Annotated in this window: 25 protein-coding genes; 15 read left to right on the plus strand and 10 right to left on the minus strand. The window is 69.4% G+C overall.

The window, feature by feature from the left end; all coding sequences use genetic code 11:
• Window position 1: 1 nt before the first annotated feature.
• The 4 genes from CFB43_RS06900 to CFB43_RS06915 form a co-directional block, all read right to left on the minus strand.
• The gene (locus CFB43_RS06900; RefSeq protein WP_089494549.1) at window positions 2–721 is read right to left on the minus strand and encodes a fimbrial biogenesis chaperone; all 720 of its coding nucleotides are present in this window, start codon (window positions 719–721) and stop codon (window positions 2–4) included.
• A 15-nt stretch (window positions 722–736) separates the two neighbouring features.
• Window positions 737–1237, minus strand: coding sequence for a Csu type fimbrial protein (locus CFB43_RS06905; RefSeq protein WP_089495269.1), 501 nt, complete (start codon window positions 1235–1237; stop codon window positions 737–739).
• A gap of 580 nt (window positions 1238–1817) precedes the next feature.
• A complete protein-coding gene (locus CFB43_RS06910) occupies window positions 1818–3023 on the minus strand; it encodes an MFS transporter (RefSeq protein ID WP_089494550.1) in 1206 nt (401 codons plus the stop codon).
• A gap of 743 nt (window positions 3024–3766) precedes the next feature.
• Window positions 3767–4678: a LysR family transcriptional regulator gene (locus tag CFB43_RS06915; protein ID WP_089495270.1), complete on the minus strand. Its 912-nt coding sequence runs from the start codon at window positions 4676–4678 to the stop codon at window positions 3767–3769.
• Between the two features lie 158 nt (window positions 4679–4836).
• Here CFB43_RS06915 and CFB43_RS06920 point away from each other — a divergent pair, with 158 nt between their 5' ends.
• Window positions 4837–5757, plus strand: coding sequence for a pyridoxal-phosphate dependent enzyme (locus CFB43_RS06920; RefSeq protein WP_089494551.1), 921 nt, complete (start codon window positions 4837–4839; stop codon window positions 5755–5757).
• 229 nt (window positions 5758–5986) lie between these two features.
• Here the strand turns inward: CFB43_RS06920 and CFB43_RS06925 are convergent, their stop codons facing one another.
• Both CFB43_RS06925 and CFB43_RS06930 read right to left on the minus strand, forming a co-directional pair.
• The gene (locus CFB43_RS06925; RefSeq protein WP_089495271.1) at window positions 5987–7075 is read right to left on the minus strand and encodes a DUF2242 domain-containing protein; all 1089 of its coding nucleotides are present in this window, start codon (window positions 7073–7075) and stop codon (window positions 5987–5989) included.
• A 115-nt stretch (window positions 7076–7190) separates the two neighbouring features.
• On the minus strand, window positions 7191–8084 hold the full coding sequence (locus CFB43_RS06930) for a LysR family transcriptional regulator (RefSeq protein ID WP_089494552.1): 894 nt from the start codon (window positions 8082–8084) through the stop codon (window positions 7191–7193).
• A 108-nt stretch (window positions 8085–8192) separates the two neighbouring features.
• Here CFB43_RS06930 and CFB43_RS06935 point away from each other — a divergent pair, with 108 nt between their 5' ends.
• Together CFB43_RS06935 and CFB43_RS06940 are read left to right on the plus strand one after the other, a co-directional pair.
• Window positions 8193–8948 (plus strand): TerC family protein, encoded by a 756-nt coding sequence (locus CFB43_RS06935; RefSeq protein WP_089460756.1) that lies wholly within the window; start codon window positions 8193–8195, stop codon window positions 8946–8948.
• 93 nt (window positions 8949–9041) lie between these two features.
• Window positions 9042–9377: a TFIIB-type zinc ribbon-containing protein gene (locus CFB43_RS06940; protein WP_089494553.1), complete on the plus strand. Its 336-nt coding sequence runs from the start codon at window positions 9042–9044 to the stop codon at window positions 9375–9377.
• 89 nt (window positions 9378–9466) lie between these two features.
• On the opposite strand, the gene CFB43_RS06945 is transcribed toward CFB43_RS06940, so the two are convergent.
• Both CFB43_RS06945 and CFB43_RS06950 read right to left on the minus strand, forming a co-directional pair.
• Window positions 9467–9877, minus strand: a complete 411-nt coding sequence (locus CFB43_RS06945) for an Hsp20/alpha crystallin family protein (RefSeq protein ID WP_089494554.1) — start codon at window positions 9875–9877, stop codon at window positions 9467–9469.
• Between the two features lie 16 nt (window positions 9878–9893).
• A complete protein-coding gene (locus tag CFB43_RS06950) occupies window positions 9894–10334 on the minus strand; it encodes an Hsp20/alpha crystallin family protein (protein ID WP_089494555.1) in 441 nt (146 codons plus the stop codon).
• A 246-nt stretch (window positions 10335–10580) separates the two neighbouring features.
• On the opposite strand from CFB43_RS06950, the gene CFB43_RS06955 reads away from it, so the two are divergent.
• Window positions 10581–11498, plus strand: a complete 918-nt coding sequence (locus tag CFB43_RS06955; RefSeq protein ID WP_089494556.1) for a 3-hydroxyacyl-CoA dehydrogenase NAD-binding domain-containing protein — start codon at window positions 10581–10583, stop codon at window positions 11496–11498.
• Between the two features lie 34 nt (window positions 11499–11532).
• On the opposite strand, the gene CFB43_RS06960 is transcribed toward CFB43_RS06955, so the two are convergent.
• Both CFB43_RS06960 and CFB43_RS06965 read right to left on the minus strand, forming a co-directional pair.
• Window positions 11533–11817, minus strand: a complete 285-nt coding sequence (locus tag CFB43_RS06960; protein WP_089494557.1) for a DUF4148 domain-containing protein — start codon at window positions 11815–11817, stop codon at window positions 11533–11535.
• A gap of 166 nt (window positions 11818–11983) precedes the next feature.
• Window positions 11984–12832: a LysR substrate-binding domain-containing protein gene (locus CFB43_RS06965; protein WP_085040476.1), complete on the minus strand. Its 849-nt coding sequence runs from the start codon at window positions 12830–12832 to the stop codon at window positions 11984–11986.
• Window positions 12833–13160: 328 nt separating this feature from the next.
• Between CFB43_RS06965 and madL the strand changes: the two genes are divergently transcribed.
• The 11 genes from madL (at window position 13161) to CFB43_RS07020 (ending at window position 21931) form a co-directional block, all read left to right on the plus strand.
• Window positions 13161–13556: a malonate transporter subunit MadL gene (madL, locus tag CFB43_RS06970; RefSeq protein ID WP_034186756.1), complete on the plus strand. Its 396-nt coding sequence runs from the start codon at window positions 13161–13163 to the stop codon at window positions 13554–13556.
• A gap of 11 nt (window positions 13557–13567) precedes the next feature.
• Window positions 13568–14335: a malonate transporter subunit MadM gene (gene madM, locus CFB43_RS06975; RefSeq protein ID WP_089439681.1), complete on the plus strand. Its 768-nt coding sequence runs from the start codon at window positions 13568–13570 to the stop codon at window positions 14333–14335.
• 134 nt (window positions 14336–14469) lie between these two features.
• Window positions 14470–16116 (plus strand): malonate decarboxylase subunit alpha, encoded by a 1647-nt coding sequence (gene mdcA, locus CFB43_RS06980; protein WP_089494558.1) that lies wholly within the window; start codon window positions 14470–14472, stop codon window positions 16114–16116.
• Between the two features lie 10 nt (window positions 16117–16126).
• Entirely contained in the window at window positions 16127–16441 is a 315-nt protein-coding gene (gene mdcC, locus CFB43_RS06985) for a malonate decarboxylase acyl carrier protein (protein WP_047900325.1), read from the plus strand.
• On the plus strand, window positions 16438–17382 hold the full coding sequence (locus CFB43_RS06990) for a biotin-independent malonate decarboxylase subunit beta (RefSeq protein ID WP_089494559.1): 945 nt from the start codon (window positions 16438–16440) through the stop codon (window positions 17380–17382). The genes mdcC and CFB43_RS06990 overlap by 4 nt, the downstream gene beginning before the upstream one ends.
• Complete coding sequence (gene mdcE, locus CFB43_RS06995; protein WP_089494560.1) at window positions 17369–18076, plus strand: biotin-independent malonate decarboxylase subunit gamma; 708 nt, start codon at window positions 17369–17371, stop codon at window positions 18074–18076. The genes CFB43_RS06990 and mdcE overlap by 14 nt, the downstream gene beginning before the upstream one ends.
• A complete protein-coding gene (mdcG, locus tag CFB43_RS07000) occupies window positions 18063–18731 on the plus strand; it encodes a malonate decarboxylase holo-[acyl-carrier-protein] synthase (RefSeq protein ID WP_089494561.1) in 669 nt (222 codons plus the stop codon). Before mdcE ends, mdcG begins: the two co-directional genes overlap by 14 nt.
• The gene (mdcB, locus tag CFB43_RS07005) at window positions 18728–19594 is read left to right on the plus strand and encodes a triphosphoribosyl-dephospho-CoA synthase MdcB (protein ID WP_089494562.1); all 867 of its coding nucleotides are present in this window, start codon (window positions 18728–18730) and stop codon (window positions 19592–19594) included. Before mdcG ends, mdcB begins: the two co-directional genes overlap by 4 nt.
• Complete coding sequence (mdcH, locus tag CFB43_RS07010) at window positions 19591–20523, plus strand: malonate decarboxylase subunit epsilon (protein ID WP_089494563.1); 933 nt, start codon at window positions 19591–19593, stop codon at window positions 20521–20523. The genes mdcB and mdcH overlap by 4 nt, the downstream gene beginning before the upstream one ends.
• Window positions 20524–20640: 117 nt before the next feature.
• Window positions 20641–21162: a phospholipase D-like domain-containing protein gene (locus CFB43_RS07015; RefSeq protein WP_089494564.1), complete on the plus strand. Its 522-nt coding sequence runs from the start codon at window positions 20641–20643 to the stop codon at window positions 21160–21162.
• A gap of 124 nt (window positions 21163–21286) precedes the next feature.
• Window positions 21287–21931: a phosphoribosyltransferase gene (locus CFB43_RS07020; protein WP_089494565.1), complete on the plus strand. Its 645-nt coding sequence runs from the start codon at window positions 21287–21289 to the stop codon at window positions 21929–21931.
• Window positions 21932–21936: the final 5 nt, after the last annotated feature.

The following is a 21936-nucleotide window of genomic DNA, read 5'->3' on the forward strand; positions in this document are numbered from 1 at the left end:
ACTAGCCCGGCGGCTCCACCGCGACGACCGCGCTGGCTGGCTGCGAATTGACGGTCGCCCGCACCGTGACCTTGCCGCCGAGCGTGACGCCGGCCGGCAGCGGTACGCTCCACTGGCCCGTGCGGCCCGCGAGTGCATAGCCGAGCAGGCCGCGCGTGAGCGGGTATGTCTGCCCGTCGCCGGTCACGAGTTCGACGGACGCCAGTTGCGCGCGCCGCGTGCCGCCGTTGCGCACCCGCAGCACCCAGCCGCCGTTGTAGCGCAGCAGCGCCCAGTCGAGTCGCGGCGCGCCGTCGGCGGCAGGCTCGACGAACACCGGAATCGAATAGCGCAGCCTGATCGACACGCCACTGGCCGGCGTTTCGCCGGGCGGCGGCAATTCGTCGATCAGCAGCCGGTAGGCCTGCTCGGTGCCGGATGGCACGCGCGATGCGCGCACCACGCGGATCAGTTGCTCGGACTGTGTGCCGACCTCGATCAGCGGTGGGCTGGCCAGCAGGTCCTGCGTGGGCGTCAAGGTGTCCTGGCCATCGCTCTGGTTCCAGAGGAACACGCGCACCTGTCCGTACACCGGGCGTTCGCCCGGATTGCGCAGCGTGATGCCGCTGGCCGTGTCGTCGGCGCCGAACTCGATCGTGACGGGGGAAATCTGCAGCGACGCGGCGTGCGCGGCGCCGGCCGCGCACAGCAGCGCGACAAGCGTTCGACGGAATGCGGTCATGCGTTGCGGCGCCGGTCAGAAGTAGACGGTTGCGGTGACGGTCGTCTGATAGGTGTCCGGTTTCGGCGTCGCCTGTGCGGGCACCTGGCCATAGACGGTCAGCGATTGCGCGGCGCCCGTGCCGGTGCCGGCCACGGTGTTCGTGCCTTGCGTGTTGCCCCAGATCGTCGTGCGCCCGGCGTCCTGGTAGAGCTGGAAGTCGACGGTCGTGGTCGTGTTGCCGGTGGTCGTGCCGGCCATCAGGCGGCTCGCGACGGTCGAGCCCGTGACCGTGCCGGCGTCGAGGCCGACGTTGTACGGCGTCGTATTGGTGCAGGTGACGCTGACGGTCGTCTGCTGGTTGATCGCGGTGGCCAGCACCCCGTTGGTGCCGAACGCGAGCGGGTTCGCGGCGATCGTGCAGTTCGGCTGCAGCGTCAGCGTGACGTTGAAGGTCGCGGTCGCGGTGCCGTTCGAATAGGTGGCTGCGTCGGCGGCGGGTGTCGACAGGCCGATGGACAGCGCGAGCGACAACATCGTGGAAGCGATGGCGAGTTTCACACTGATCCCTCATCGATCGATTTTTCGTTGGATTTATGCCGCGCTTGATCGCGCTACGTTGTCGCAAATCCTGATACGAATCGGCAATTCTTTCAATCTTTAAATTCACCCTGTTTCATTTTGTTACATTTGCGGGTCTATTAATTGAATAAAGGTACGGGGAATTTCTTTTCTCGATTTCTCGTGTGGGATTGGCATAAGTCATTACCTTGCATTGCAGCAAAAACGAGTAATTCATGCGGGGTTCGGGACTATTTTTCGGGTTGATTGGAAGGATTGAGTCGGCCGGCGGGGAATGGGCTAAATAATGTGCTGGATGCGGTGAAGAAGAAATGAAAGTGAATCATTTGAATGAATTGAATCGTTTTTCATTCCGAAAACGTATTGCATCGGGAGCGCTGAAAGATTGCTGGAGATTCGGGACTTTTCCCGCTCGCGGGGCGTTGAATCGAAGTCGACCGTTGAAAACGAAAACGGCGCGCATTGCGCGGCCGTGAGCGTGGGTCGGTACGGATCGGTGGCCCGGCATGCATCTCCGGCGCGCGACGTGTCGCGCTTACGAATTCGCAGCGGCCGGTGCGCGGCGCTGCTGCGCGATCTGCACGAAGACGAGTGCGAGTCCCGCCGCGGCGATCAGTCCGCCGACGAGCGGCACGGCCGCATAACCGAAGCCCGCCGACAGCGCCGCGCCGCCGGCCGCCGCGCCGAGCGCGTTGCCGAGGTTGAACGCGCCGATGTTGACGGCCGACGCGAGCCCCGGCGCTTCGTGGGCCGCCCGCATCACGCGCATCTGCAGCGGCGGCACGACCGCGAACGTCGCGACACCCCACACGAGCAGCGTGACGGCGGCGCCCGCATGCGTGCGGGCGAGCACCGGGAACGCGGCCATCGTCGCGATCAGTAACAGCAGGAACCCGATCAGCGTGCCGTCGAGCGAGCGGTCGGCGAGGCGGCCGCCCGCGATGTTGCCGATCGAGAAGCCGACGCCGATCAGCACCAGCATCGCGGTCACGAAGCCGGGCGTCGCGCCGGTCAGGTGTTCGAGCGTCGGCGCGACATACGTGTAGAGCGTGAACATCGCGCCGGCGCCGAGCACGGTCGTCCCGAGCGCGCCGAGCACGACGGGGCGCGTCAGCACCGAGAGTTCGGCGCGCAGGTCGGGCATCTTGCCGGCTTCGCCCTTCGGCAGCGCGGCGAACAGCCCGGCGATCGCAACCAGGCCGAGGCCCGCGGTCGCCGCGAACGACATGCGCCAGCCGATGATCTGGCCGAGCCAGGTCGCTGCCGGCACGCCGCCGACGTTCGCGATCGTGAGACCCATGAACATCGTCGCGACCGCGCTCGCCTGCTTCTCGCGCGGCACGAGGCTGGCCGCGACCACCGAGCCCAGTCCGAAGAAGGCGCCATGGTTGAGGCTCGTCACGAGGCGGGCGAGCAGCAGCGTCGTGTAGTCCGGCGCGAACGCCGACAGCAGGTTGCCGATCGTGAAGATCGACATCAGCGCGATCAGCGCCGAGCGGCGCGACCAGCGCGCGAGCAGCAGCGTCATCAGCGGCGCGCCGACCATCACGCCGATCGCATAGGCGCTGATCAGCATCCCGGCTTGCGGAATCGACACGTGCACGCCGTCGGCGATCACGGGCAGCAGGCCCATCGGCGAGAACTCGGTCGTGCCGATGCCGAACGCGCCGGCGGCGAGTGCCAGCAGCGGCAGCGCGGCGCTGCCGTCCGGGCGGGAGGGAGAGGAAGTCGTGGTCTTCACGCGATGGGCTCCTGGAGTCGAGAAACAGCGAACGGCACGGACCGTTGAGGACAGGAAGAAGTGTGCCTGCATGACTTTTGCGGAAAAAGCCGTGTACGGACGAAATTATCTTGATTTCATGTCAACAATGCAGCGGGCGCTTGAGGCCGGGTGGCGCGGCGGGTGAAAGCGCTGCTTTTGTGAAAGATATTTGTAAAGTCGGGCGGGTGGCTTCAGGCCGGGAGATCGCGATCCATCGGCGCTTCGACGCGGACTGACGGTCGCTCCCGCCGGATGAACCGGAAGCCGCGTGCCGACTGCGCGGCGATGGGTGGTCGCGCGGATCGGACGGGCCGCCCAGGCGGCCGGCATCGCGCCGGGCGAATCTCGCATCGTCGCCGAAAACCCTTTGCAGACAAGGCCCGCAGGCAAAAAAAGCCCCGATCACAGGGGGACCGTGACCGGGGCGGAAACGCATCCTCTCTTTGGCACGAGGGTTGGATGCGCGCGCAGTATATTTCGGGTCATGACAATTCGAAGCGACGTTAAACGGCCGTTTTTGGTGCCAATTTAAAAACACCGGTGCTGCGGCGTCCGGTGTCGTCGTTTTGTAAGAATTTGCGCAAAAAAGATGCGGCTGTTTAGCGTGTTTCGGCAGCCGAAGCGACGGTTGGGCGGAAGGGGGGCGCCCGTCATTCGGCATCGCGAATCGGGTCGCTCAAGTGCCGGGTGAGTTCGCCGCATCTGCTGCACATTCAGCCCGCTCAGCTCGCTTCGCCGGTCGCATCACGCACGGCTTCGAGAAACCGCGCGACGACGGGCGACCGGGGCACGGCCGCACCGTCGAACACGAACTCGATGTCGAAGCGGCGCGCGAGTTCGTCGAGCGCGACGAGCCGGACCGTGTGCGGGCAGGTCGGCGACGCGCTTTCCGGCACGAATGCACAGCCCATTCCGGCCGCGACGAGGCCGATCAACGTCGGAATGTCGCTGCCCACCTGCGCGATGCGCGGCGTGAAGCCGGCACGCTGGCACTGCGCCATCAGGAACCGGTGGTGCGCGGCGGAGCGCTGCGCGTCGAACCAGACGAACGGCTCGTGCGCGACGTCGGCCAGCGTGCGCGGCGCGGTGAGGCGTCCACCCGGCGGCGCGGGCATCGCGAGCACGAAGCGGTCGCTCAGCAGCCGCACGCCCGACAGGTGCGGCGCCTCGTCCTGACGCCACGCCATGATCCCGCCGTCGAGCTGGCCGCGCATCAGCGCGTTCGCCTGTTCGGCCGACAGCATCGGCGCGATCGACAGCTTCACGTCCGGGCACGCGTCGCGAAACGCCTTGAGGACGGTGCCGACGACGGGCAGCGGCAGGCAGTTCGGCAACGCACCGAGCCGCAGCTCGCCCAGCTGGCCGGCCGCGCTGCGCAGCGCGCGCTCACGGCTGTCCTGCAGCGTCGCGAGCAGGCCGGTCGCGTCCTGCAGGAAGCTGGCGCCGGCCGCCGTGAGCGTGACGCCCGTTGCGCGGCGCACCAGCAGCGGCGTGCCGATCGCGTCCTCGAGTTCGCGGATCTGTCGCGACAGCGCGGGCTGGACGATGCCGGCCGCCCGGGCGCCGGCCATCACGCTGCCGGCTTGCGCGACGGCCACGAAGTAGCGCAGGTGACGCAATTCGATCTGGCGCATGCGGCATCCCTTCAGGTTCATTGATATACCTGTCGAGCATAGCAAATGCCATTCAATGGTATTGGAAAGTATGGGGGGCGTGCCGTACGATGACCGCCATTGCCGCCCGCCGTTGCACGTCGCGCGCGTTTCCCCCCGTTCCTCACTGGTCCCGCCCCATGCCCCTTCATATCCCGACCCCTTATCTCCGCTCGCCAATCGCCTCCCGCCGGCTCGGCAGGACCATCCGGCTGAAGCTCGATGCGCTGCAGCCGTCGGGCTCGTTCAAGCTGCGGGGCATCGGCGCCGTCTGCGAAGCGCGGCACGCGGCCGGCGCGCGGCGGTTCGTGTCGTCGTCGGGCGGCAACGCGGGCATCGCGGTCGCGTATTGCGGCCGCGAACTCGGCGTGCCGGTGCTCGTCGTCGTACCGGAAAGCGCGTCGGCCCGCGCCCGCGAGCTGATCCGCGTCGAGGGCGCCGAACTCGTCGTGCACGGGGCGAGCTGGGCCGAGGCGAATGCGTTCGCGCAGTCGGCACTCGGCGAGCATGATGCGTTCGTGCATCCGTTCGACGATCGCGTGCTGTGGCAGGGCCACGCGACGATGATCGACGAGATGGCGGCGGCCGGCCCGAAGCCCGACGCGATCGTGGTCGCGGTGGGCGGCGGCGGGCTGCTGTGCGGCGTGCTCGAAGGGCTGGCGCGCAACGGCTGGCACGACGTGCCGGTGGTCGCGGCCGAAACGGAAGGCGCCGACTGCTATGCGCGCTCCCTCGCGCAGGGGCATGCGGTCGAATTGCCGGCGATCACGAGCATCGCGACGTCGCTCGGCGCGAAGCGGCCGTGCGACGCGGCGGTCGAATGGGCCGCGCGACACGAAATTCACCCGGTCGTCGTGTCCGATGCCGAGGCGGTGGCCGCCTCGCTGCGTTTCCTCGACGAGCACCGGATCGTCGTCGAGCCCGCGTGCGGCGCCGCGCTGGCCGCGCTCGAGCGGCCGGTGACCGGGCTCGCGTCGGCGAAGGAGATCGCCGTGATCGTCTGCGGCGGCGTGACGGCGACCGTCGAGCAGATGCAGACGCTGCGCGCGACGTTGCGGTAGGCGGGGCGACCGGCCCTAGCTGGCCTGTCGGATGACGGCCGGACGGCAGCCGATCCCGGCGAACGTCGGCATCGGCTGCGCATACACCGTCGCGAAGCATCGAAGCAACCTCAGCGACACAACGGGTATGCAGCCGGCAGCACGGAAATTCCCGTGATGAATGAGGGAGAAAGGTGCGTATCGTCGCGCGGCGCCGGATGGGGCCGGGCGCGACGATACGGACGGCCGGTCAGTGGGCGGCCGGTGCGCTCGCGCCGGACGGTGCGGACGAGGCGACGGGGTTCGCGGCGGCAGGCGCGGGCGATGTGCTCGGGGGCGCCGATGCCGATACGGGGGCCGAGGCGGTGGGTGCAGGCGCCGGTGTGACCGGTGTCGGTGTTGCAGCGGCCGGTGCCGAAGCGGCCGGCGACGATGCCGGACCGGAAGCGGATGCAGGCACGGAAGCCGAAACCGGCGCGGACGCCGGTGCGGGCATCGACGACGCGGCCGCTGAAGGCGCCCCACCCGAAGCCGAACCCGACCCCGAACCCGACGACGCCACCGGCGCGGCAGCCCGCATCGCCGCCGGCGCGACCACGGCCGACGCCGCGGCCGGCACGGCGTTCGCCCCCGACTCGGGCGCGACCGCCGGCAACGAAAGCGGCACCGGCGCCGCGGGCGGCGTCGGCACGACCGGGGTCGTCATCTTCATCGGCTCGCCTTGCGGCGTCGGCGCGGGTTCGGGCAGCGGCGTGACGGGTTCCTTCTCGGCGGCCTTGACGGTCGCGCGGTCGCGGCGGGCCGGGTCGATCTTCAGGAAATGCTCGACGAGATTGAAAAAGCGCTCGTAGAACACGCCGGCGGGAATCGTCTCGCTGGCGGTCTTGACGAGCGCGTCGTCGCTCGACCCGATCGGCAGCGACAGCGAGCCGAACACGCTCAAGCCGACACTGGCCGACGTATTCGACTTCTTCAGCGTATAGCGATCCTGCACCGCGTTCACGTACGCGATGCTCGACGTGCCGTCCGCGTTCGCGTCCGCGCACACGACGTGAAACTCGATCACGACGTGCATGTCGTTGTTCGGCTGGAAATTCTTGCTGCCGTCGACCGCATCGTTGCGCGACGACGACACCACATAGCCCTGGCTCAGCAGCGCGCGCCGCGCGGCCTCGCAGGCCGCGTCGGATTTCGAGTGGAACGTATGCGCGTACGGGCTGCTGGTCGCGTCGAACTGTTCCTGCTGGTAGATCGGCTTGGGCGGCGACGAGCACGCCGCCAGCACGGTCGCGGCCGCGAGCGCGCACGAAACGGAAAACAGGCGAAATCGGTTGTGCATGGCGTCTTTCAGAAGGCTTGGCGAGAGGCCGCGCAACGGCGGTGCCTGGATGAAGCGCGCGGCAATCTCGTAAGGCCGGGGCGTCATTATAGTTTCGTTTGATGTCGCGCTCGCTTCAGTCGGCCGACGCGCCGCGTGCCGCGGCCAGCAATTGCGACGTCAGCGGATGGTGTTCGCCGCGCCGCGAGCGGATCGCGTGGATCTCCTCGGTCACGTCGCCGGCACGCCCGAGCCGCCGCAACCCGCGCAGCAGCGACGCGTCGTTCGCGCCGAGTTCGCTCAGCGGGAACACGCCGAGGCCGCGCGCCGCGAACACGGCCATCAGCGCGCTGTCCTCGAATTCCCCGGCCACGCGCGGCACGATCCGTTCACCTTCCAGCCACAGGTCGAGGCGCGCGCGCAGCGCCGAATGGGCGGTCGGCAACAGCACGGGCAGGTCGGCGAGGCACTGCGGAAAGTGCTGCCGCGCGGCCGGCGTGACGAGCGCCGCGGGGCCATACCAGTCGACCGGCGATGCGACGAGCCGCTCGCTCGTCACCCGCAGGTTCGAGCCGGACGGCGCGCCCTGGCCGGCCAGCACCAGGTCGAGATGATGCAGCGCCAGCTCCGCGAACAGCGCATCGTGCTCGCCTTCGTGGCACAGCAGCCGCAGCGTGGGCGTAGCCAGCACGGGGGCAAGGAGCGCGTGCGCGGCGAGCTTGGAGATGCCGTCCGCGAGGCCGACCGCGAGCCGCACGGTCGGCTGGCTGGCCGCCGCGCGCACTTCGTCGGGAATCAGCCGGCCCATCTCGAAGATCACCTCCGCGCGCGCAAACGCGGCCTGGCCGGCGTCGGTCATCGTGACGCCGCGCCCGGCCGGGCGCAATAACTGGTGCCCGAGCGCTTTTTCGAGCTCACGCACCTGCGCGCTAATGGTCTGCACGGCCATGTCGAGCCGCGCGGCCGCGCGCGCGAAGCCGCCTTCCTTCACGACGACCCAGAAGTAGTACAGATGTCGGAAATTGAGCATCGGAGCGATATTTCGGAAAAACCGAACCAAAAATCAGATTCTCTCTGATTTTTTCGAAGTTCGGGGCGGCCTATGATCGGGCTTTCCACTTTCGTATCGGCCCATCTCATGGACTACCTGCTGACGCTTGCCGTTGACCCCGCCGTCTGGGCGGCGCTCCTGACGCTCGTCGTGATGGAAGTCGTGCTCGGCATCGACAACCTGATCTTCATCTCGATCCTCAGCAACAAGCTGCCCGAGGCGCAGCGCGCCCGCACGCAGCGCCTCGGCATCGCGCTCGCGCTGGTGATGCGCCTCGCGCTGCTCGGCAGCGTCGCATGGATCGCGAGCCTCACCGAACCCGTGTTCACGCTGTTCGACCATGCGTTCTCGTGGCGCGACCTGATCCTGCTGTCGGGCGGCCTGTTCCTCGTGTGGAAGGCGACCACCGAGATCCATCACCACGTGTCGCGCGACGGTGAAGGCGCGGGCGGTTCGGGCGGGGCGGTCGGCCTGACGATGTGGGCCGCGATCGGCCAGATCGTGATGCTCGACATCGTGTTCTCGATCGACAGCATCGTGACCGCGATCGGCATGACCGAGCACGTGCCGATCATGTTCGTCGCCGTGATCGTCGCCGTCGCCGTGATGCTGTTCGCGGCACAGCCGCTCGCACGCTTCATCGACCGCAACCCGACCATCGTGATGCTCGCGCTGTCGTTCCTGGTCGTGATCGGCATGACGCTGATCGCCGAAGGTTTCGGTTCGCATGTGCCGAAGGGCTATATCTACGCGGCGATGGCGTTCTCGGCCTTCGTCGAAGGCATGAACATGCTGGCGCGGCGCGCGAAGGCGAAGCGCTCGGCGCCGACGGATGGTCACTGAACCGGCGCGCGTGACACGGCTGCTGCTGCAGCGGCCGGCGTTACGCGCGTCATATGGAATCCGGATGAAATTCGCACCGAAAGGAGAAGCGCGATGAAATGCCCTGTCTGCAAGACGCCCGACCTGCTGATGGCCGAGCGCCAGTCGATCGAGATCGACTACTGTCCGACCTGCCGCGGCGTGTGGCTCGACCGCGGCGAACTCGACAAGCTGATCGCGCGCGAGGCCGGCGATGCGCCAGCGCGCCGCGATGAAGCCTCCGTGCGGCACGATGCGCAAGCGCCGCGCGACCATGCTGGCGGGTGGGGGCGCGACGCTCGTTCGCACGACAGCCGTGACCGACACGATGGCCGCTCGCACGACGATCGCTACAAGCACGACGGCCAGCGTCGCAAGAAATCGGTGTTCGACCTGTTCGACTTCGACTGATCGCACCGCACGTCATAACAGAAAGCCCCGCCGGGCGCGTACCGGGCGGGGCTTCTTCATGCGTGCGTGATAACGGCACGCACCAATGCTTACGCGTTGCCGGCCGTCACGTCGATCCGGCGCGGACGCGTTTCCTCGCGGCGCGGAATCGTCAGCGTCAGCACGCCGTCGCGCAGGTTCGCGTCGATCCTCGACGTGTCGAGGTCCGGGCTCAGCACGAAGCTGCGCGCATAGCGCGTCGCACGGATTTCGGCATGCCGCACGCGCAGGTCGGCCGGCGTGTCGAGACGCGTGTCGGCTTCGATCGTCAGCGTGTTGTCGTGCACCTTCACGTCGAGGTTCTCGCGCGGCACGCCGGGCAGGTCGGCCCGCAGCGTGACGCCGAGATGATTCTCGACGATGTCGACGGCCGGCGTGATCGCGGGACGGCGGGCCGCTTCGGCGGCAGCGGGGTGGACGGTGTTGGTCTGACGCTCGGCCAGGGTCGGGTTCGCATTCATGTCGGTATCCTGAGTATTATTGAATGGTGATCGCACGCGGCTTCGATGCCTCGCGCCGGCCGACGCGAATCAGCAGGCAGCCGTTTTCGTAGCGGGCGCTGACCTGGTCGGGATCCGCGTCCCGCGGCAGCTCGACGACACGGCGGAATGCGCCGTGAAAGCGTTCCTGCGCATAGGTGCGCAGGTCGTCGCCTTCGCCGCGCGGTGCGGGCTTGCGCTCGCCGCTGATCGTCAGCAGGTCCTTGTCGATCGACACGTCGAAGTCGGCCGCGGCCATGCCGGGTGCGAACGCGACGATCTCGATCGCGCCGTCGGTGGCGCCGACGTTGAGCGCGGGAAAGGCGCCGGGGCGTACCGCGCGAATGCCGGCCGGACGATCGCCGAGCAGGTGGGCCACTTGCCGCTGCACGCGGGCGAATTCGTCGAACAGGTCGCTGCCGAAATGGATACCGCTCATGTTGGTCCTCCTGAACAGGGAACGCGGGAGACGTGACGGCGCGACGCCTGCGGCGGGCGCGTCGTGGAAGCTCCACTGGGTCGAAACGGGGCGGTGCGCTGCATGCTGCACCGCCCGACGACGCGTAATTAGTGGCAGCCGAAGCGCATTTCAAGAGGGAATCCGCAATCCGCGTCAATGCAGGCCCGCGCGATTCGATGCGACAATCGCCGCGATCTATTGGCAGACCAACGACACGGGACAATCATGGACATTCGACGCATCGCGATCGTCGGCGCCGGCGTGATCGGCGCGAGCTGGGCCGCCTTCTATCTGACGCAGGGCTTCGACGTCGTCGCGACCGATCCGGCGCCGCAAGCCGACACGCGGTTGCGCGATGCGCTGGCCGCGTTTCTCGGCGACCGGGCCGCCGAACTTTCCGCGCGGCTGTCGTTCGACGCCGATCTCGTGCGTGCGCTCGACGGCGTCGACTTCGTGCAGGAGAACGGCCCGGAGCGGCTCGACCTGAAGCGCGCGCTGTACCGGCAGATGGACGACGTGCTGCCCGCGCACGTGCCGATCGCGTCGAGCTCGTCGGGCCTGAAGATGTCGGACATCCAGACCGCGTGCGACAAGCATCCGGAGCGTTGCCTGATCGCGCATCCGTTCAATCCGCCGCACCTGATTCCGCTCGTCGAGCTGGTCGGTGGCGATGCCACCAGCCGAGACGTGATCGCGCGCGTGAAGGATTTCTACGATGCGCTCGGCAAGCAGACGATCGTCCTCAACAAGGAGATGACCGGCCACGTCGCAAACCGGCTCGCGGCCGCGCTGTTCCGCGAGGTGTATCACCTCGTCGGCGAAGGCGTCGTGAGCGTGGCCGATGCGGACAAGGCCGTCGCATGGGGCCCCGGCCTGCGCTGGGGGTTGATGGGGCAATGCCTGACCTATCACCTCGGCGGCGGCGCGGGCGGGATCGCGCACTTTCTCGAGCACCTGTCGGGGCCGATCACGAGCTGGTGGGACGATCTCGGCACGCCTTCGTTCGATCCGGACGTCGATCGCAAGCTGAACGACGCATTGCGCACGATCCAGGGCGAGCACTCGATGCAGGAACTCGCGGCCGAACGCGACCGCCTGCTCGTCGAGCTGATCGACGCGCGGCGCCGCAGCTTCCTGCCGTGATCCTGATTGCGTTGCGCCGGCGCGGCGGCGCCGGTCACTGCTGCGAAGTCGCCTGGCTGGCGGGCGGCGTGTGGGCCAGCCACGCCGGGCTCACGGCCTGCACGAGTTCGCGGTTGCGCGAACGTGTCGCGGCGTCCGGTGGGTAGTTGCCGTCGTTGGTCGGCAGTTCGCCGTCGAGATAGGCCTGCTTGAGCTGGTCGATGACTTCCGCGCGTGTCAGGCCCTGTTGTGCCGGGGCCGAAGCGTCGGTCTGGGCAAAGGCGGGGGAGAGCAAGGCGGCTGCAGCGATCGCGACGGCGAATCGCAGGACGTTGTTCATGGCGGGCTCCGATCAAGGGGACGGGTACCGGACGCGCGCGGCGGCTGGCCGTGCGTTCCGATGGGTTCCATTGTCGCGAGCGGGTGCTGCGCGGACGATGACGCGTTCCGGGCAAAGCTGTCAGGTGGGGGTGCGACGCCCCCTGCGTGGGTCGCGCCAGGCGCGGTTACAACTCCGACGCGGCGGTAATCAGCGTCGCTTCGAGTGCGAGCGTCGAACGCGACGCGGCCGTCGGCCGGTCGATCACGTATTCGAGTTCGCCGAGTTCGGGCAGCCCGGCGTCGAGCCGTGCGAGCCCGGCCGGGATCACGTAGCCGGCGAACGCGCTGACGCCGAGCCCCGCGCTCGCGGCGGCGCGCAACACCGCGACGCTGCTGCTCACGACCGCGATCCGGTACGGCCGCCCGACGGCCTCGAGCGATTCGAGCACGCGGCGGCGCGACACGCTCGGCTCCGGATGCATCGCGAGCGGCAGCACGGCCTCGTGGCCGGTGATCCGCGAATCGGGGCCCGTGCACCAGTACAGCGGCTCGCTGCGGATCACGCGGCCGCGCCGGCTGCCGGCGATGCGCTTCGCGAACACGAGATCGTGCCGCCCTTCGTCGAGCGCGTCGAACAGGTCGCCCGACAGCCCGGTCGAGATCGCGAGCTCGACTTCCGGATTGCGCTGCACGAAGCTCGCGAGCGCGGCCGTCAGGTGCGCCGACGCGAAATCCTCCGACATCGCGAGCCGCACCTTGCCCGACAGCGGTGGCCCGCACACCGACGTGACGGCCTCGTCCATCAGTTCGAGAATGCGCACCGCGTAGCGGAACAGCGCGTCGCCGTGCTGCGACAAGTGCACGTTGCGCGTGTCGCGTTCGAACAGCGGCCGGTCGAGCAGCTCCTCGAGGCGGCGGATATGCTGGCTGACGGTCGACTGCGACAGGCTCACGCGCTCGGACGCGGCGGTGAAGCTGCCGGACTGGGCGACGGCGACGAAGCTGCGCAGCAGCTCGGGCGGTAACGGACGCATTGCTAAATCCACTGAATCGGTTTCGACAACTTCATAAATGGCCGGATATTGCGGCGCTAGTATCGGATCACGCGCCGGTGCGGCCCGCAACGGGGCGCACCGGACGCGTAGCCCGCGTCGTGCCGGCGGCTGCTTCATTCAGTCTACGGCATCCGGCGTCCGGCCCGAAACCGCATCATCCCATCGACCGCCCGAGAACGTGCCCGCATGACGGGCCGCCGGGCCGCGGCGCACCGCCGCAGGAGACACGCCCGGCACGGGATCGGCGGGCACGATTCGGCTCCTGCTGGCGGCCATGCGCCCGTCACGAAGAGACTGGAGACGACTCATGATCATCTACGGAACCGCGCTACTGGCGTTCTGCCACCTCGCCGGACTGTTCCTCGGCGACCTGCTCGGCAGCGCGATCGGCGTGAAGACCAACGTCGGCGGCGTCGGCATCGCGATGCTGCTGCTGATCTGCCTGCGCCTGTGGCTGCACCGCCGCGGCTGGCTGCCGAAGGAGACCGAGGCCGGCGTCGGTTTCTGGGGCGCGATGTACATCCCCGTCGTCGTCGCGATGGCCGCGAACCAGAACGTCGTCGCCGCGCTGAAGGGCGGCCCGGTCGCGCTGCTGGCCGCCGTCGGCGCGGTCGCGATCTGCGCATGCTGCATCGCGGTACTCGTGCGCACCGGGCGCGACGACACGGCCTTCGCGGGCGTGCCGCAATTCGAGGAACAGTAACGGAGGCCGCCATGCTGCAGATGCTCGAAAAAACCGTTGCCCACAACGGGCTCGTCGCGTCGTTCGCGCTGGTCGGCCTGATCATGTGGCTGTCGTCGATCGCGTCGCGCAAGCTCACGTTCGGCCGCGTGCACGGCTCCGCGATCGCGATCGTGATCGGTCTCGTGCTGGCCTATGTCGGCGGCGCATTCACCGGCGGCGAGAAGGGGCTGGCCGACGTCAAGCTGTTCGCCGGCATCGGCCTGATGGGCGGCGCCATGCTGCGCGATTTCGCGATCGTCGCGACCGCGTTCGAAGTGCAGCCGGCCGAGGCGCGCAAGGCCGGGCTCGTCGGCGTCGTGTCGCTGCTGCTCGGTACCGTGCTGCCGTTCATCGTCGGCGCGTGCATCGCGCGCGCCTTCGGCTATACCGACGCGGTCAGCATGACGACGATCGGCGCGGGCGCCGTCACCTACATCGTCGGTCCCGTCACGGGCGCGGCGATCGGCGCAAGCTCCGACGTGATCGCGCTCAGCATCGCGACGGGGCTGGTCAAGGCGATCATCGTGATGGTCGGCACGCCGGTCGCGGCCAACTTCATGGGCCTGAAGACGCCGCGCTCCGCGATGATCTTCGGCGGCCTGGCCGGCACCGTCAGCGGCGTGAGCGCGGGGCTCGCTGCGACGGACCGACGGCTCGTCCCGTACGGCGCGCTGGTCGCGACGTTCCATACGGGCGTCGGCTGCCTGCTCGGGCCGTCGCTGCTGTTCTTCACGACGCGCGCGCTGGTCGGCGCGTAGGCCCCACCGACGGGCGGCCCGTGCGCGGGCCGCATCCATCGCGGCGTCCTCTGAGTCGCATTCGTCAACATCATCAATCGGCGGCGGCGCCAGGCTTAGAATGCCGCTGAACCATCGAAGCGGGAGAACTGTTCATGACGGGATGGAATCACGCGCGGCAGGCGCGCGATGCACGGCTCGCGGCCGGCGCGGTTTACGCGCAGGGCAAGCGGGTCGATGCGCGCGACACCGTCGCGTTGCTCGAAGCGGTGCTGCGGCCCGGCGACCGCGTCTGCCTCGAAGGCGACAACCAGAAGCAGGCCGACCTGCTCGCCACTGCGCTCGCCGACGTCGACAGCGCGAAGATCCACGACCTGCACATGGTGCAGTCGGGCGTCGTGCTGCCCGAGCATCTCGACGTGTTCGAGCGCGGCATCGCGAAGCGTCTCGACTTCGCGTATTCGGGCCCGCAGTCGCAGCGCATCGCGAAGCTGCTGTTCGGCGGCAAGATCGCGCTCGGCGCGGTGCACACCTATCTCGAGTTGTTCGCGCGCTACTTCATTGACCTCACGCCGCAGGTCGCGCTGATCGCGGCGGTCAGCGCCGACCGCGACGGCAATCTCTACACCGGCCCGAACACCGAAGACACGCCGACCGTCGTCGAAGCCACCGCGTTCAAGGACGGCATCGTGATCGCGCAGGTCGACCGCATCGTCGACAAGGTGCCGCGCGTCGACATCCCGGGCGATCGCGTGCATTTCGTCGTCGAGGCCGGCCGGCCGTTCTACGTCGAGCCGCTGTTCACGCGCGATCCGGCGGCGATCACCGAAACGCAGATCCTCACCGCGATGCTCGCGATCAAGGGCATCTACGCGCCGTACGGCATCAAGCGCCTGAACCACGGGATCGGCTTCAACACGGCCGCGATCGAGCTGCTGCTGCCGACCTACGGCGAGAAGCTCGGGCTGAAGGGCAAGGTCTGCTCGCACTGGGCGCTCAATCCGCACCCGACGCTGATTCCCGCGATCGAGTCGGGCTGGGTCGAGCAAATCCACTGCTTCGGCTCGGAAGTCGGGATGGACGACTACATCCGCGCGCGTTCCGACATCTGGTTCACGGGGCCCGACGGGTCGCTGCGCTCGAACCGCGCGTTCTGCCAGACGGCGGGCCTCTACGCGTGCGACATGTTCATCGGCTCGACGCTGCAGATCGACCTGTCCGGCCATTCGTCGACGGTCACGGCCGAGCGCATCGCCGGTTTTGGCGGCGCGCCGAACATGGGCAGCGACGCGCGCGGCCGGCGCCATCCGAGCGAGCCGTGGCTGAAGGCCGGTGCGGAAGCCGATCCCGACACGCCAGCGGCGCTCAGGCGCGGCCGCAAGCTCGTCGTGCAGATCGGCGAGACGTTCGGCGACAAGAACGTGCCGATGTTCGTCGAGAAGCTCGACGCGCTGAAGCTCGCCGACAAGCTGCAGCTCGACCTCGCGCCGATCATGGTCTACGGCGACGACGTCACGCACATCGTCACCGAGGAAGGGATCGCGAACCTGCTGATGTGCCGCGACAAGGACGAACGCGAGCACGCGATCCGCGGCGTCGCCGGCTATACGGAAGTCGGCCGCGGCCGCGACCGCAAGATGGTCGAGCGGCTGCGCGAGCGCGGCGTGATCCGTCGCCCGGAGGATCTCGGCATCGATCCGCTCGACGCCGACCGCCGCTGGCTCGCCGCGCGTTCGATCAAGGATCTCGTGCACTGGTCGGGCGGCCTGTATGCGCCGCCGGCCCGGTTCCGCAACTGGTAAGGACAACGGCATGGAACAGTTGAACTATCGCTTCACCGCGCGCGAGCGCGCGAAGGGCGAGCAGGCCGCGGCGCTCGTCGGCGTGGTGGCGTCCGGCAATCTCGAAGTGCTCGTCGAGCGCGTGCTGCCCGGCAACGAATGCGAGATCGACATCCGCACGGCGGCGGTCGGGTTCGGCGCGGTGTGGCAGGCCGTCGTCGCGGATTTCGTCGAGCGGCGCACGCCGGGCGGCCTGAAGCTGTCGATCAACGACGGCGGCGCGCGGCCCGACATGGTGTCGCTGCGGCTCGCGCAAGCCGTGCGGGCAATCGAGGGGGACGCATGACGAACGACGCGATCCACGATACGCACGATACGCCCGCGTTCGTCGCGAATGCCGCGAGTTGGTACGAAGCATCGGCGCGGCAGCGCATCGACGGGCTGCTCGACGCCGGCAGTTTCAGCGAATTCCTAAGCCCGGCCGAGCGCGTGACCAGCCCGCACCTGCCGCTGTTCGACCTGCCGCAGCAGTTCGACGACGGGATGGTGGTCGGCCACGGCCGGCTCGACGGCCAGCCGGTGTTCGTCGCCGCGCAGGAGGGTCGCTTCATGGGCGGCGCGTTCGGCGAAGTGCACGGCGCGAAGCTCACCGGGCTGCTGCGCGCCGCGCGCGACACCGGCAAGCCGGTGCTGATCCTGTTCGATACGGGGGGCGTGCGGCTGCAGGAAGCGAACGCGGGCGAACTCGCGATCGCCGAGATCATGCGCGCGCTCGTCGAAGCGCGCACGGCCGGCGTGCCGGTGATCGGGCTGATCGGCGGGCGCGCGGGCTGCTACGGCGGCGGCGGGTTGCTCGCCGCGTGCTGCTCGGCGCTCGCGGTATCGGAGCAGGGCCGCATCAGCGTGTCGGGCCCCGAAGTGATCGAGACCAATCGCGGCGTCGAGGAATTCGATGCGAAGGACCGCGCGCTGATCTGGCGCACGATGGGCGGCAAGCACCGGCGGCTGATCGGCGGTGCGGATCGCTACGTGGCCGATACGCCCGCTGCGTTCCGTGCGGCGGCGCTCGCGCTGATCGGCCGTGCGCCGAAGTTCGATGCGGCGATGCTGCGCGCGGAGCAGGCCCGCCTCGAAGCGCGCGTCGAACGGTTCGGCGCGTGCAAGGATGCGCTCGACGTGTGGCGCACGCTCGGTGCAAGCGCGCCGGAAGCGATCCCGGGCATGCCGGACGATGCGTTCGCCGCGCTCGCGGACCAACTGCAGGAGAGCTCGCATGACGCTCGATGAAGTGCTGAATTCACTGTTCCCGCAAGGCCACTCGATCGCCCGTCACGGCGGCCTGCTGACCGGCCGCGCGGAACTGGCCGGCACGCGCGTCGACGTGATCGGCGTTGCCGACCGTCTGCCGTTCGGCATCGACGAGGCGCTGACGCTCGCGTCGCACGTGCTCGACACGATCGCGCGCGGCGGCGACACGCCGATCGTCGTGCTGGTCGACAGCGACAGCCAGCGGATGAGCAAGCGCGACGAACTGCTCGGCCTGAACGAAGGGCTGTCGCATCTCGCGAAGTGCCTGATGCACGCGGATCTCGCCGGGCACCGGACGATCGGCGTGCTGTATGGCCACACGGCCGCCGGCGCGTTCATCGCGACCGCGCTCGCGACGCGCACGCTGCTCGCGGTGCCGGGCGCGGAGCCGGAGGTGATGGACCTGCCGTCGATGTCGCGCGTGACCAAGCTGCCGATCGACGTGCTGAAGGAGATGTCGCGCTCGACGCCGGTGTTCGCGCCGGGGCTTGATAACCTCGTGAAGATGGGCGCCGTCGACGCCGTGCTCGATCCGGCCCGTGCGCTCGACGCGCAGGTCGGTGAATGGCTCGGTAAGCCGGCCGACCGCGTCGACCGGCGTGCGTCACGCGGCCGGCCGGTTGCCGCCGATGTCGCCCAGCGCGTCGAGGCACTCGCGCGTGCCGCACGTTGAGCTGCCGCTGCGCCGCCACACGCTCGTCACGCTGACGGCGGCGGGGTGGGGCGCGGCATTCGCGCGCGATCCCGCGCTCGCGGCCGATGCGCTCGTGCAGGCGTGGGCCGAGCGCGGCTGGCCGCTGATCGTGCGTCGCGCGTCGCCCGACGAGGCCGATGCCGGCCGCGTGCCGCTCGGCCTGCCGCTGCCGCCTTCCGCGGGCAAGCGGCGCATCGCGCTGAACGCGACGGCCGATGCGCTCGCGACGGTCGGCCCGCTACCGGCGTTGTCCGACGTACTCGCCGCCGCGCCCGACGCGTGGCGCGCGGCGTTGCGCGAACTCGATGCGCTCGGCGCGCGTTACGGCGTGCAGGGCCGCGTGTTCGGCAGCCTCGCGTGGCAGGCGCTGACGGGCGAACCCTACCTGGGGGCGTCGTCCGATCTCGACCTCGTGTTCCCGCTGCCGGACCCTGCATCGCTCGCGCCGCTGCTCGACGGCCTCGCGGCGATCGACGCGCGCGCGCCGATGCGCATCGACGGCGAACTGCTGCGCGATGACGGCGCGGGCGTCAACTGGCGCGAACTGCATACGCGGCAGCCTGACGTCGCGGTCAAGACCGCGATCAGCGTCGAACTGATGCCGGCCGACGCATTCCTCGGAGGGGCACGATGAGCGCGTGGGCTGCCTGCCGCGTACCGGCGCCGTCCGAGGCCGAGCGCATTGCCGACCTGGCCGAGCGCAGCCTCGTGCTCGAAATCGAGACCTTTCCGAAGCCAGGGCTCGTCAGCCACGTCGACACCGGCAGTCACACTGACATGGATGCCGCGACGTTCGCCCGCAGCGCCGCCGTGCTGCGGCCGTACTTCGCCGAGTTGGCCGACGCGGGCGCACGCGATGCGGACATGGCCGTGCTGCGCAAGATCGGCCTGCGTGCCGAGCACGCGATGCTCGCCGCGACCGGTGGCGTCAACACGCATCGCGGCGCGATCTTCGGGCTCGGGCTGCTGTGTGCGGCTGCCGGTCGGCGCGCGATGCCGGGGGCCGTGCCGGTCGGAATGACGCTCGGTGCGTTCGTCTCCCTCCGCTGGGGTGCCGATATCCTCGGCGGCCCGCGCTTGCCCGACAGCCACGGCGAACGCGCGAGCCGCCGCTACGGCGTCGGCGGCGCACGTCGCGAGGCGGCCGACGGGTTCACAACGGTCTATGCGGTCGGGCTGCCCGCGCTGCGTCGCACGCAGCGTGACCTGCCGGGCGACCCGGAAGCCGCGCGCGTCGATGCATGCTTCGCGCTGATCGCCGCGCTCGACGATACGAACCTGCTGCACCGGGGCGGGCAGGCCGGCCTCGCGTTCGCGCGGGCGACCGCACGCGCGTTCGCGGCACGGGGCGGCGTGCGGGCGCGCGACTGGCGGCTGCGCGCGGCCGCCGCGCATCGTGCGTTCGTGGCACGGCGGCTCAGCCCGGGCGGCGCGGCCGACCTGCTCGCGATGAGCGTCTTCATCGATGCGCTCGAAGTTGACGAGGGCGCGCGATGACGCTGGCCATCCTCTGTTCGGGGCAGGGCGCGCAGCGCGCCGACATGTTCGACCTGACCGGCACCGCGCCGCAGGCCGACGCGCTGTTCGCGCATGCCGGTCGGCTCCTCGGCGACGATCCGCGCGCGTGGGTCCGGCAGGCCGGGCCGGATGCGCTGCGCGAAAACCGTGCCGCGCAGATTCTCTGCACGGTCCAGGCGCTTGCCGCCGCCGCGCTGCTCGACGCGGTGTGGCCGCGCCGGCGCTGCGTCGCCGGCTACAGCGTCGGCGAAGTCGCGTCGTGGAGCGTCGCGGGAATGATCGAGCCGGACGCCGCGCTCGACCTGGCCGATGCCCGTGCGCGCGCGATGGATGCCGCGAGCGGCGGCGACGAGCGGATGGTGTTCGTACGCGGCTTGACGCGCGCGCAACTCGCGCGGTTGTGCGACGGTCGCGACGCGGCGATCGCGATCGCGAATCCTGGCGACGCGTTCGTGGTCGCGGGGCGGCAGGCCGATGTCGACGCGGTGGCCGACGACGCGTCGCGCGCCGGCGCGTTGCGCGTCGCGCCCGTCTGCGTGCGGATCGCATCGCATACGCGCCGGCTCGCCGCGGCCGTGCCGGTGTTTCACGCGTCGCTCGCCGCGACCGACGTGCGGCGGCCGCTGCCCGGTACGCGGCTGTTTTCGGGGATCGATGGCGCATCGGTGCTGGACGTCGACGCCGGCCTCGACAAGCTTGCGCGGCAGATCGCGGAGCCGGTCGAGTGGGCCGCCTGTCTGGCCGCCTGCGTGGAGGCCGGTGCGACCGCGTTCCTCGAGCTCGGTCCCGGCCGCGCGCTGGCCGAGATGGCTGGCGGCGCCTATCCGGCGCTGCCGGCGCGCAGCCTCGCGGACTTCCGCTCTGTCGACGGCGTGGCGAGCTGGCTCTCACGCGTCGCGACGGGCTGATCGACCGCATGAAAGACGGGCGCTGACCCGTTCGCCGGGCCCCGGTTTTGCGCTGTGTGTTGCGCCGGCGCAGCAGCCTCTCAGGTGGGGCTTGCCACGCGAATTGGCATCGCTAAAATGGCGCCCGCCATGAGACCAGCCGCCTTCCTTCTCGCCGCGCTTTGCTGTGCGGCGAGCGCCCACGCCGCACAGATTCCGTCCGATGCCGCATCGGTCGGCACATACTTTTCGTATGACAATGCAGCGGCCGACGCGACCGTCGACCTGATCGGACAGGCACAGCGTCGCGTGCTGCTGGCCGGCTACACGCACGTGCCGCCGGCGGTGGCGAGCGCGCTGCGCGCGGCCCGCGCGCGCGGGATCGAGGTGCGTGTCGTGCTCGTGCGTTCGCCGCGCGCGGGCCGGTACAGCGGCGCGGGCTATCTGAAATCTTCCGGTATCGACGTGGCGATCGATTCGCGGCACGGCGATCCCGCGCCGCGCTTCGTGATCGTCGACGACAGCGTCGCGCTGACCACGCTGTCCGACGGCGCGGCCGCACATGCGGAAACGGTGAACGTGTTCCAGCGTGCGCCGGAGCTCGCGCAATCCTATGCCCAGTCGTTCTGGCGGCTGTACCGGCAGGCCGGCGGCCTCTGACCTTTTCCGTCGGCCCGCGCGGGCCGGTGTGACCCTGCTTGCATCGGCGCGACCGATGAACCATGCTCGTTGACAGGCGCCGACGCGGGTTTCGCGCATCCGGCGCAACGGCAGGGAGCCGATCGTGTTCGAGTGTTTTGCCGATCGCGCCGATGCCGGCCGCCAGCTGGCCGGTGCATTGCGCGAATACGCGGGGCGTGGCGATGTCGTCGTGCTCGCGTTGCCGCGCGGCGGTGTGCCCGTCGCTTATCCGGTCGCGTGTGCGCTGCATGCGCCGCTCGACGTGCTGGTCGTGCGCAAGCTCGGCGTGCCGTACGATCCCGAGCTCGCGATGGGCGCGATCGCGACGGGCGGGGCGATTCATCTGCAGCGTTCGGTGCTTCGTTCGATGAAGGTGTCCGACGCGCAGCTCGCCGACGTGATCACGCGCGAGACGGCCGAATTGCATCGCCGTGAAGCGCTGTACCGCGGTGCCGAGCCGCCGCTGCCGGTCGAAGGGCGCATCGCGATCGTCGTCGACGACGGCGTCGCGACCGGCGCATCGATGCACGTCGCGCTGCAGGCGTTACGCGAGCGTCGTCCGGCGCGGATCATCGCGGCTGCACCGGTCGCGCCGGCGGGTACACGGCACGTGTTCGACGATCTGGCCGACGCGTTCGTCACGGTGACGCTGCCACTGCCGTTCTTCGGGATCAGCCAGTTCTACGCGCGCTTCGATCAGACGAGCGACGACGAGGTGCGCGCACTGCTCGACGCGGCGCGGCGCTGATTCGG

The sequence above is a fragment of the Burkholderia sp. AU15512 genome (genome assembly GCF_002223325.1).
Taxonomy (GTDB): domain Bacteria; phylum Pseudomonadota; class Gammaproteobacteria; order Burkholderiales; family Burkholderiaceae; genus Burkholderia.

What these genes read in the sequence shown, in the direction of transcription:
- madM (WP_089439681.1), top strand. Translation starts at nt 13,568, where the DNA reads ATGCTGCAGATGCTCGAAAAAACCGTTGCCCACAACGGGCTCGTCGCG.
- CFB43_RS06960 (WP_089494557.1), bottom strand. Translation starts at nt 11,817, where the DNA reads ATGAACAACGTCCTGCGATTCGCCGTCGCGATCGCTGCAGCCGCCTTG.
- mdcA (WP_089494558.1), top strand. Translation starts at nt 14,470, where the DNA reads ATGACGGGATGGAATCACGCGCGGCAGGCGCGCGATGCACGGCTCGCG.
- CFB43_RS06920 (WP_089494551.1), top strand. Translation starts at nt 4,837, where the DNA reads ATGCCCCTTCATATCCCGACCCCTTATCTCCGCTCGCCAATCGCCTCC.
- CFB43_RS06950 (WP_089494555.1), bottom strand. Translation starts at nt 10,334, where the DNA reads ATGAGCGGTATCCATTTCGGCAGCGACCTGTTCGACGAATTCGCCCGC.
- CFB43_RS06930 (WP_089494552.1), bottom strand. Translation starts at nt 8,084, where the DNA reads ATGCTCAATTTCCGACATCTGTACTACTTCTGGGTCGTCGTGAAGGAA.
- mdcB (WP_089494562.1), top strand. Translation starts at nt 18,728, where the DNA reads ATGAGCGCGTGGGCTGCCTGCCGCGTACCGGCGCCGTCCGAGGCCGAG.
- CFB43_RS06990 (WP_089494559.1), top strand. Translation starts at nt 16,438, where the DNA reads ATGACGAACGACGCGATCCACGATACGCACGATACGCCCGCGTTCGTC.
- mdcC (WP_047900325.1), top strand. Translation starts at nt 16,127, where the DNA reads ATGGAACAGTTGAACTATCGCTTCACCGCGCGCGAGCGCGCGAAGGGC.
- madL (WP_034186756.1), top strand. Translation starts at nt 13,161, where the DNA reads ATGATCATCTACGGAACCGCGCTACTGGCGTTCTGCCACCTCGCCGGA.
- CFB43_RS06940 (WP_089494553.1), top strand. Translation starts at nt 9,042, where the DNA reads ATGAAATGCCCTGTCTGCAAGACGCCCGACCTGCTGATGGCCGAGCGC.
- CFB43_RS06935 (WP_089460756.1), top strand. Translation starts at nt 8,193, where the DNA reads ATGGACTACCTGCTGACGCTTGCCGTTGACCCCGCCGTCTGGGCGGCG.
- CFB43_RS06900 (WP_089494549.1), bottom strand. Translation starts at nt 721, where the DNA reads ATGACCGCATTCCGTCGAACGCTTGTCGCGCTGCTGTGCGCGGCCGGC.
- CFB43_RS06915 (WP_089495270.1), bottom strand. Translation starts at nt 4,678, where the DNA reads ATGCGCCAGATCGAATTGCGTCACCTGCGCTACTTCGTGGCCGTCGCG.
- mdcH (WP_089494563.1), top strand. Translation starts at nt 19,591, where the DNA reads ATGACGCTGGCCATCCTCTGTTCGGGGCAGGGCGCGCAGCGCGCCGAC.
- CFB43_RS06905 (WP_089495269.1), bottom strand. Translation starts at nt 1,237, where the DNA reads ATGTTGTCGCTCGCGCTGTCCATCGGCCTGTCGACACCCGCCGCCGAC.
- mdcE (WP_089494560.1), top strand. Translation starts at nt 17,369, where the DNA reads ATGACGCTCGATGAAGTGCTGAATTCACTGTTCCCGCAAGGCCACTCG.
- CFB43_RS06955 (WP_089494556.1), top strand. Translation starts at nt 10,581, where the DNA reads ATGGACATTCGACGCATCGCGATCGTCGGCGCCGGCGTGATCGGCGCG.
- CFB43_RS06945 (WP_089494554.1), bottom strand. Translation starts at nt 9,877, where the DNA reads ATGAATGCGAACCCGACCCTGGCCGAGCGTCAGACCAACACCGTCCAC.
- CFB43_RS07015 (WP_089494564.1), top strand. Translation starts at nt 20,641, where the DNA reads ATGGCGCCCGCCATGAGACCAGCCGCCTTCCTTCTCGCCGCGCTTTGC.
- CFB43_RS06925 (WP_089495271.1), bottom strand. Translation starts at nt 7,075, where the DNA reads ATGCACAACCGATTTCGCCTGTTTTCCGTTTCGTGCGCGCTCGCGGCC.
- CFB43_RS06965 (WP_085040476.1), bottom strand. Translation starts at nt 12,832, where the DNA reads ATGCGTCCGTTACCGCCCGAGCTGCTGCGCAGCTTCGTCGCCGTCGCC.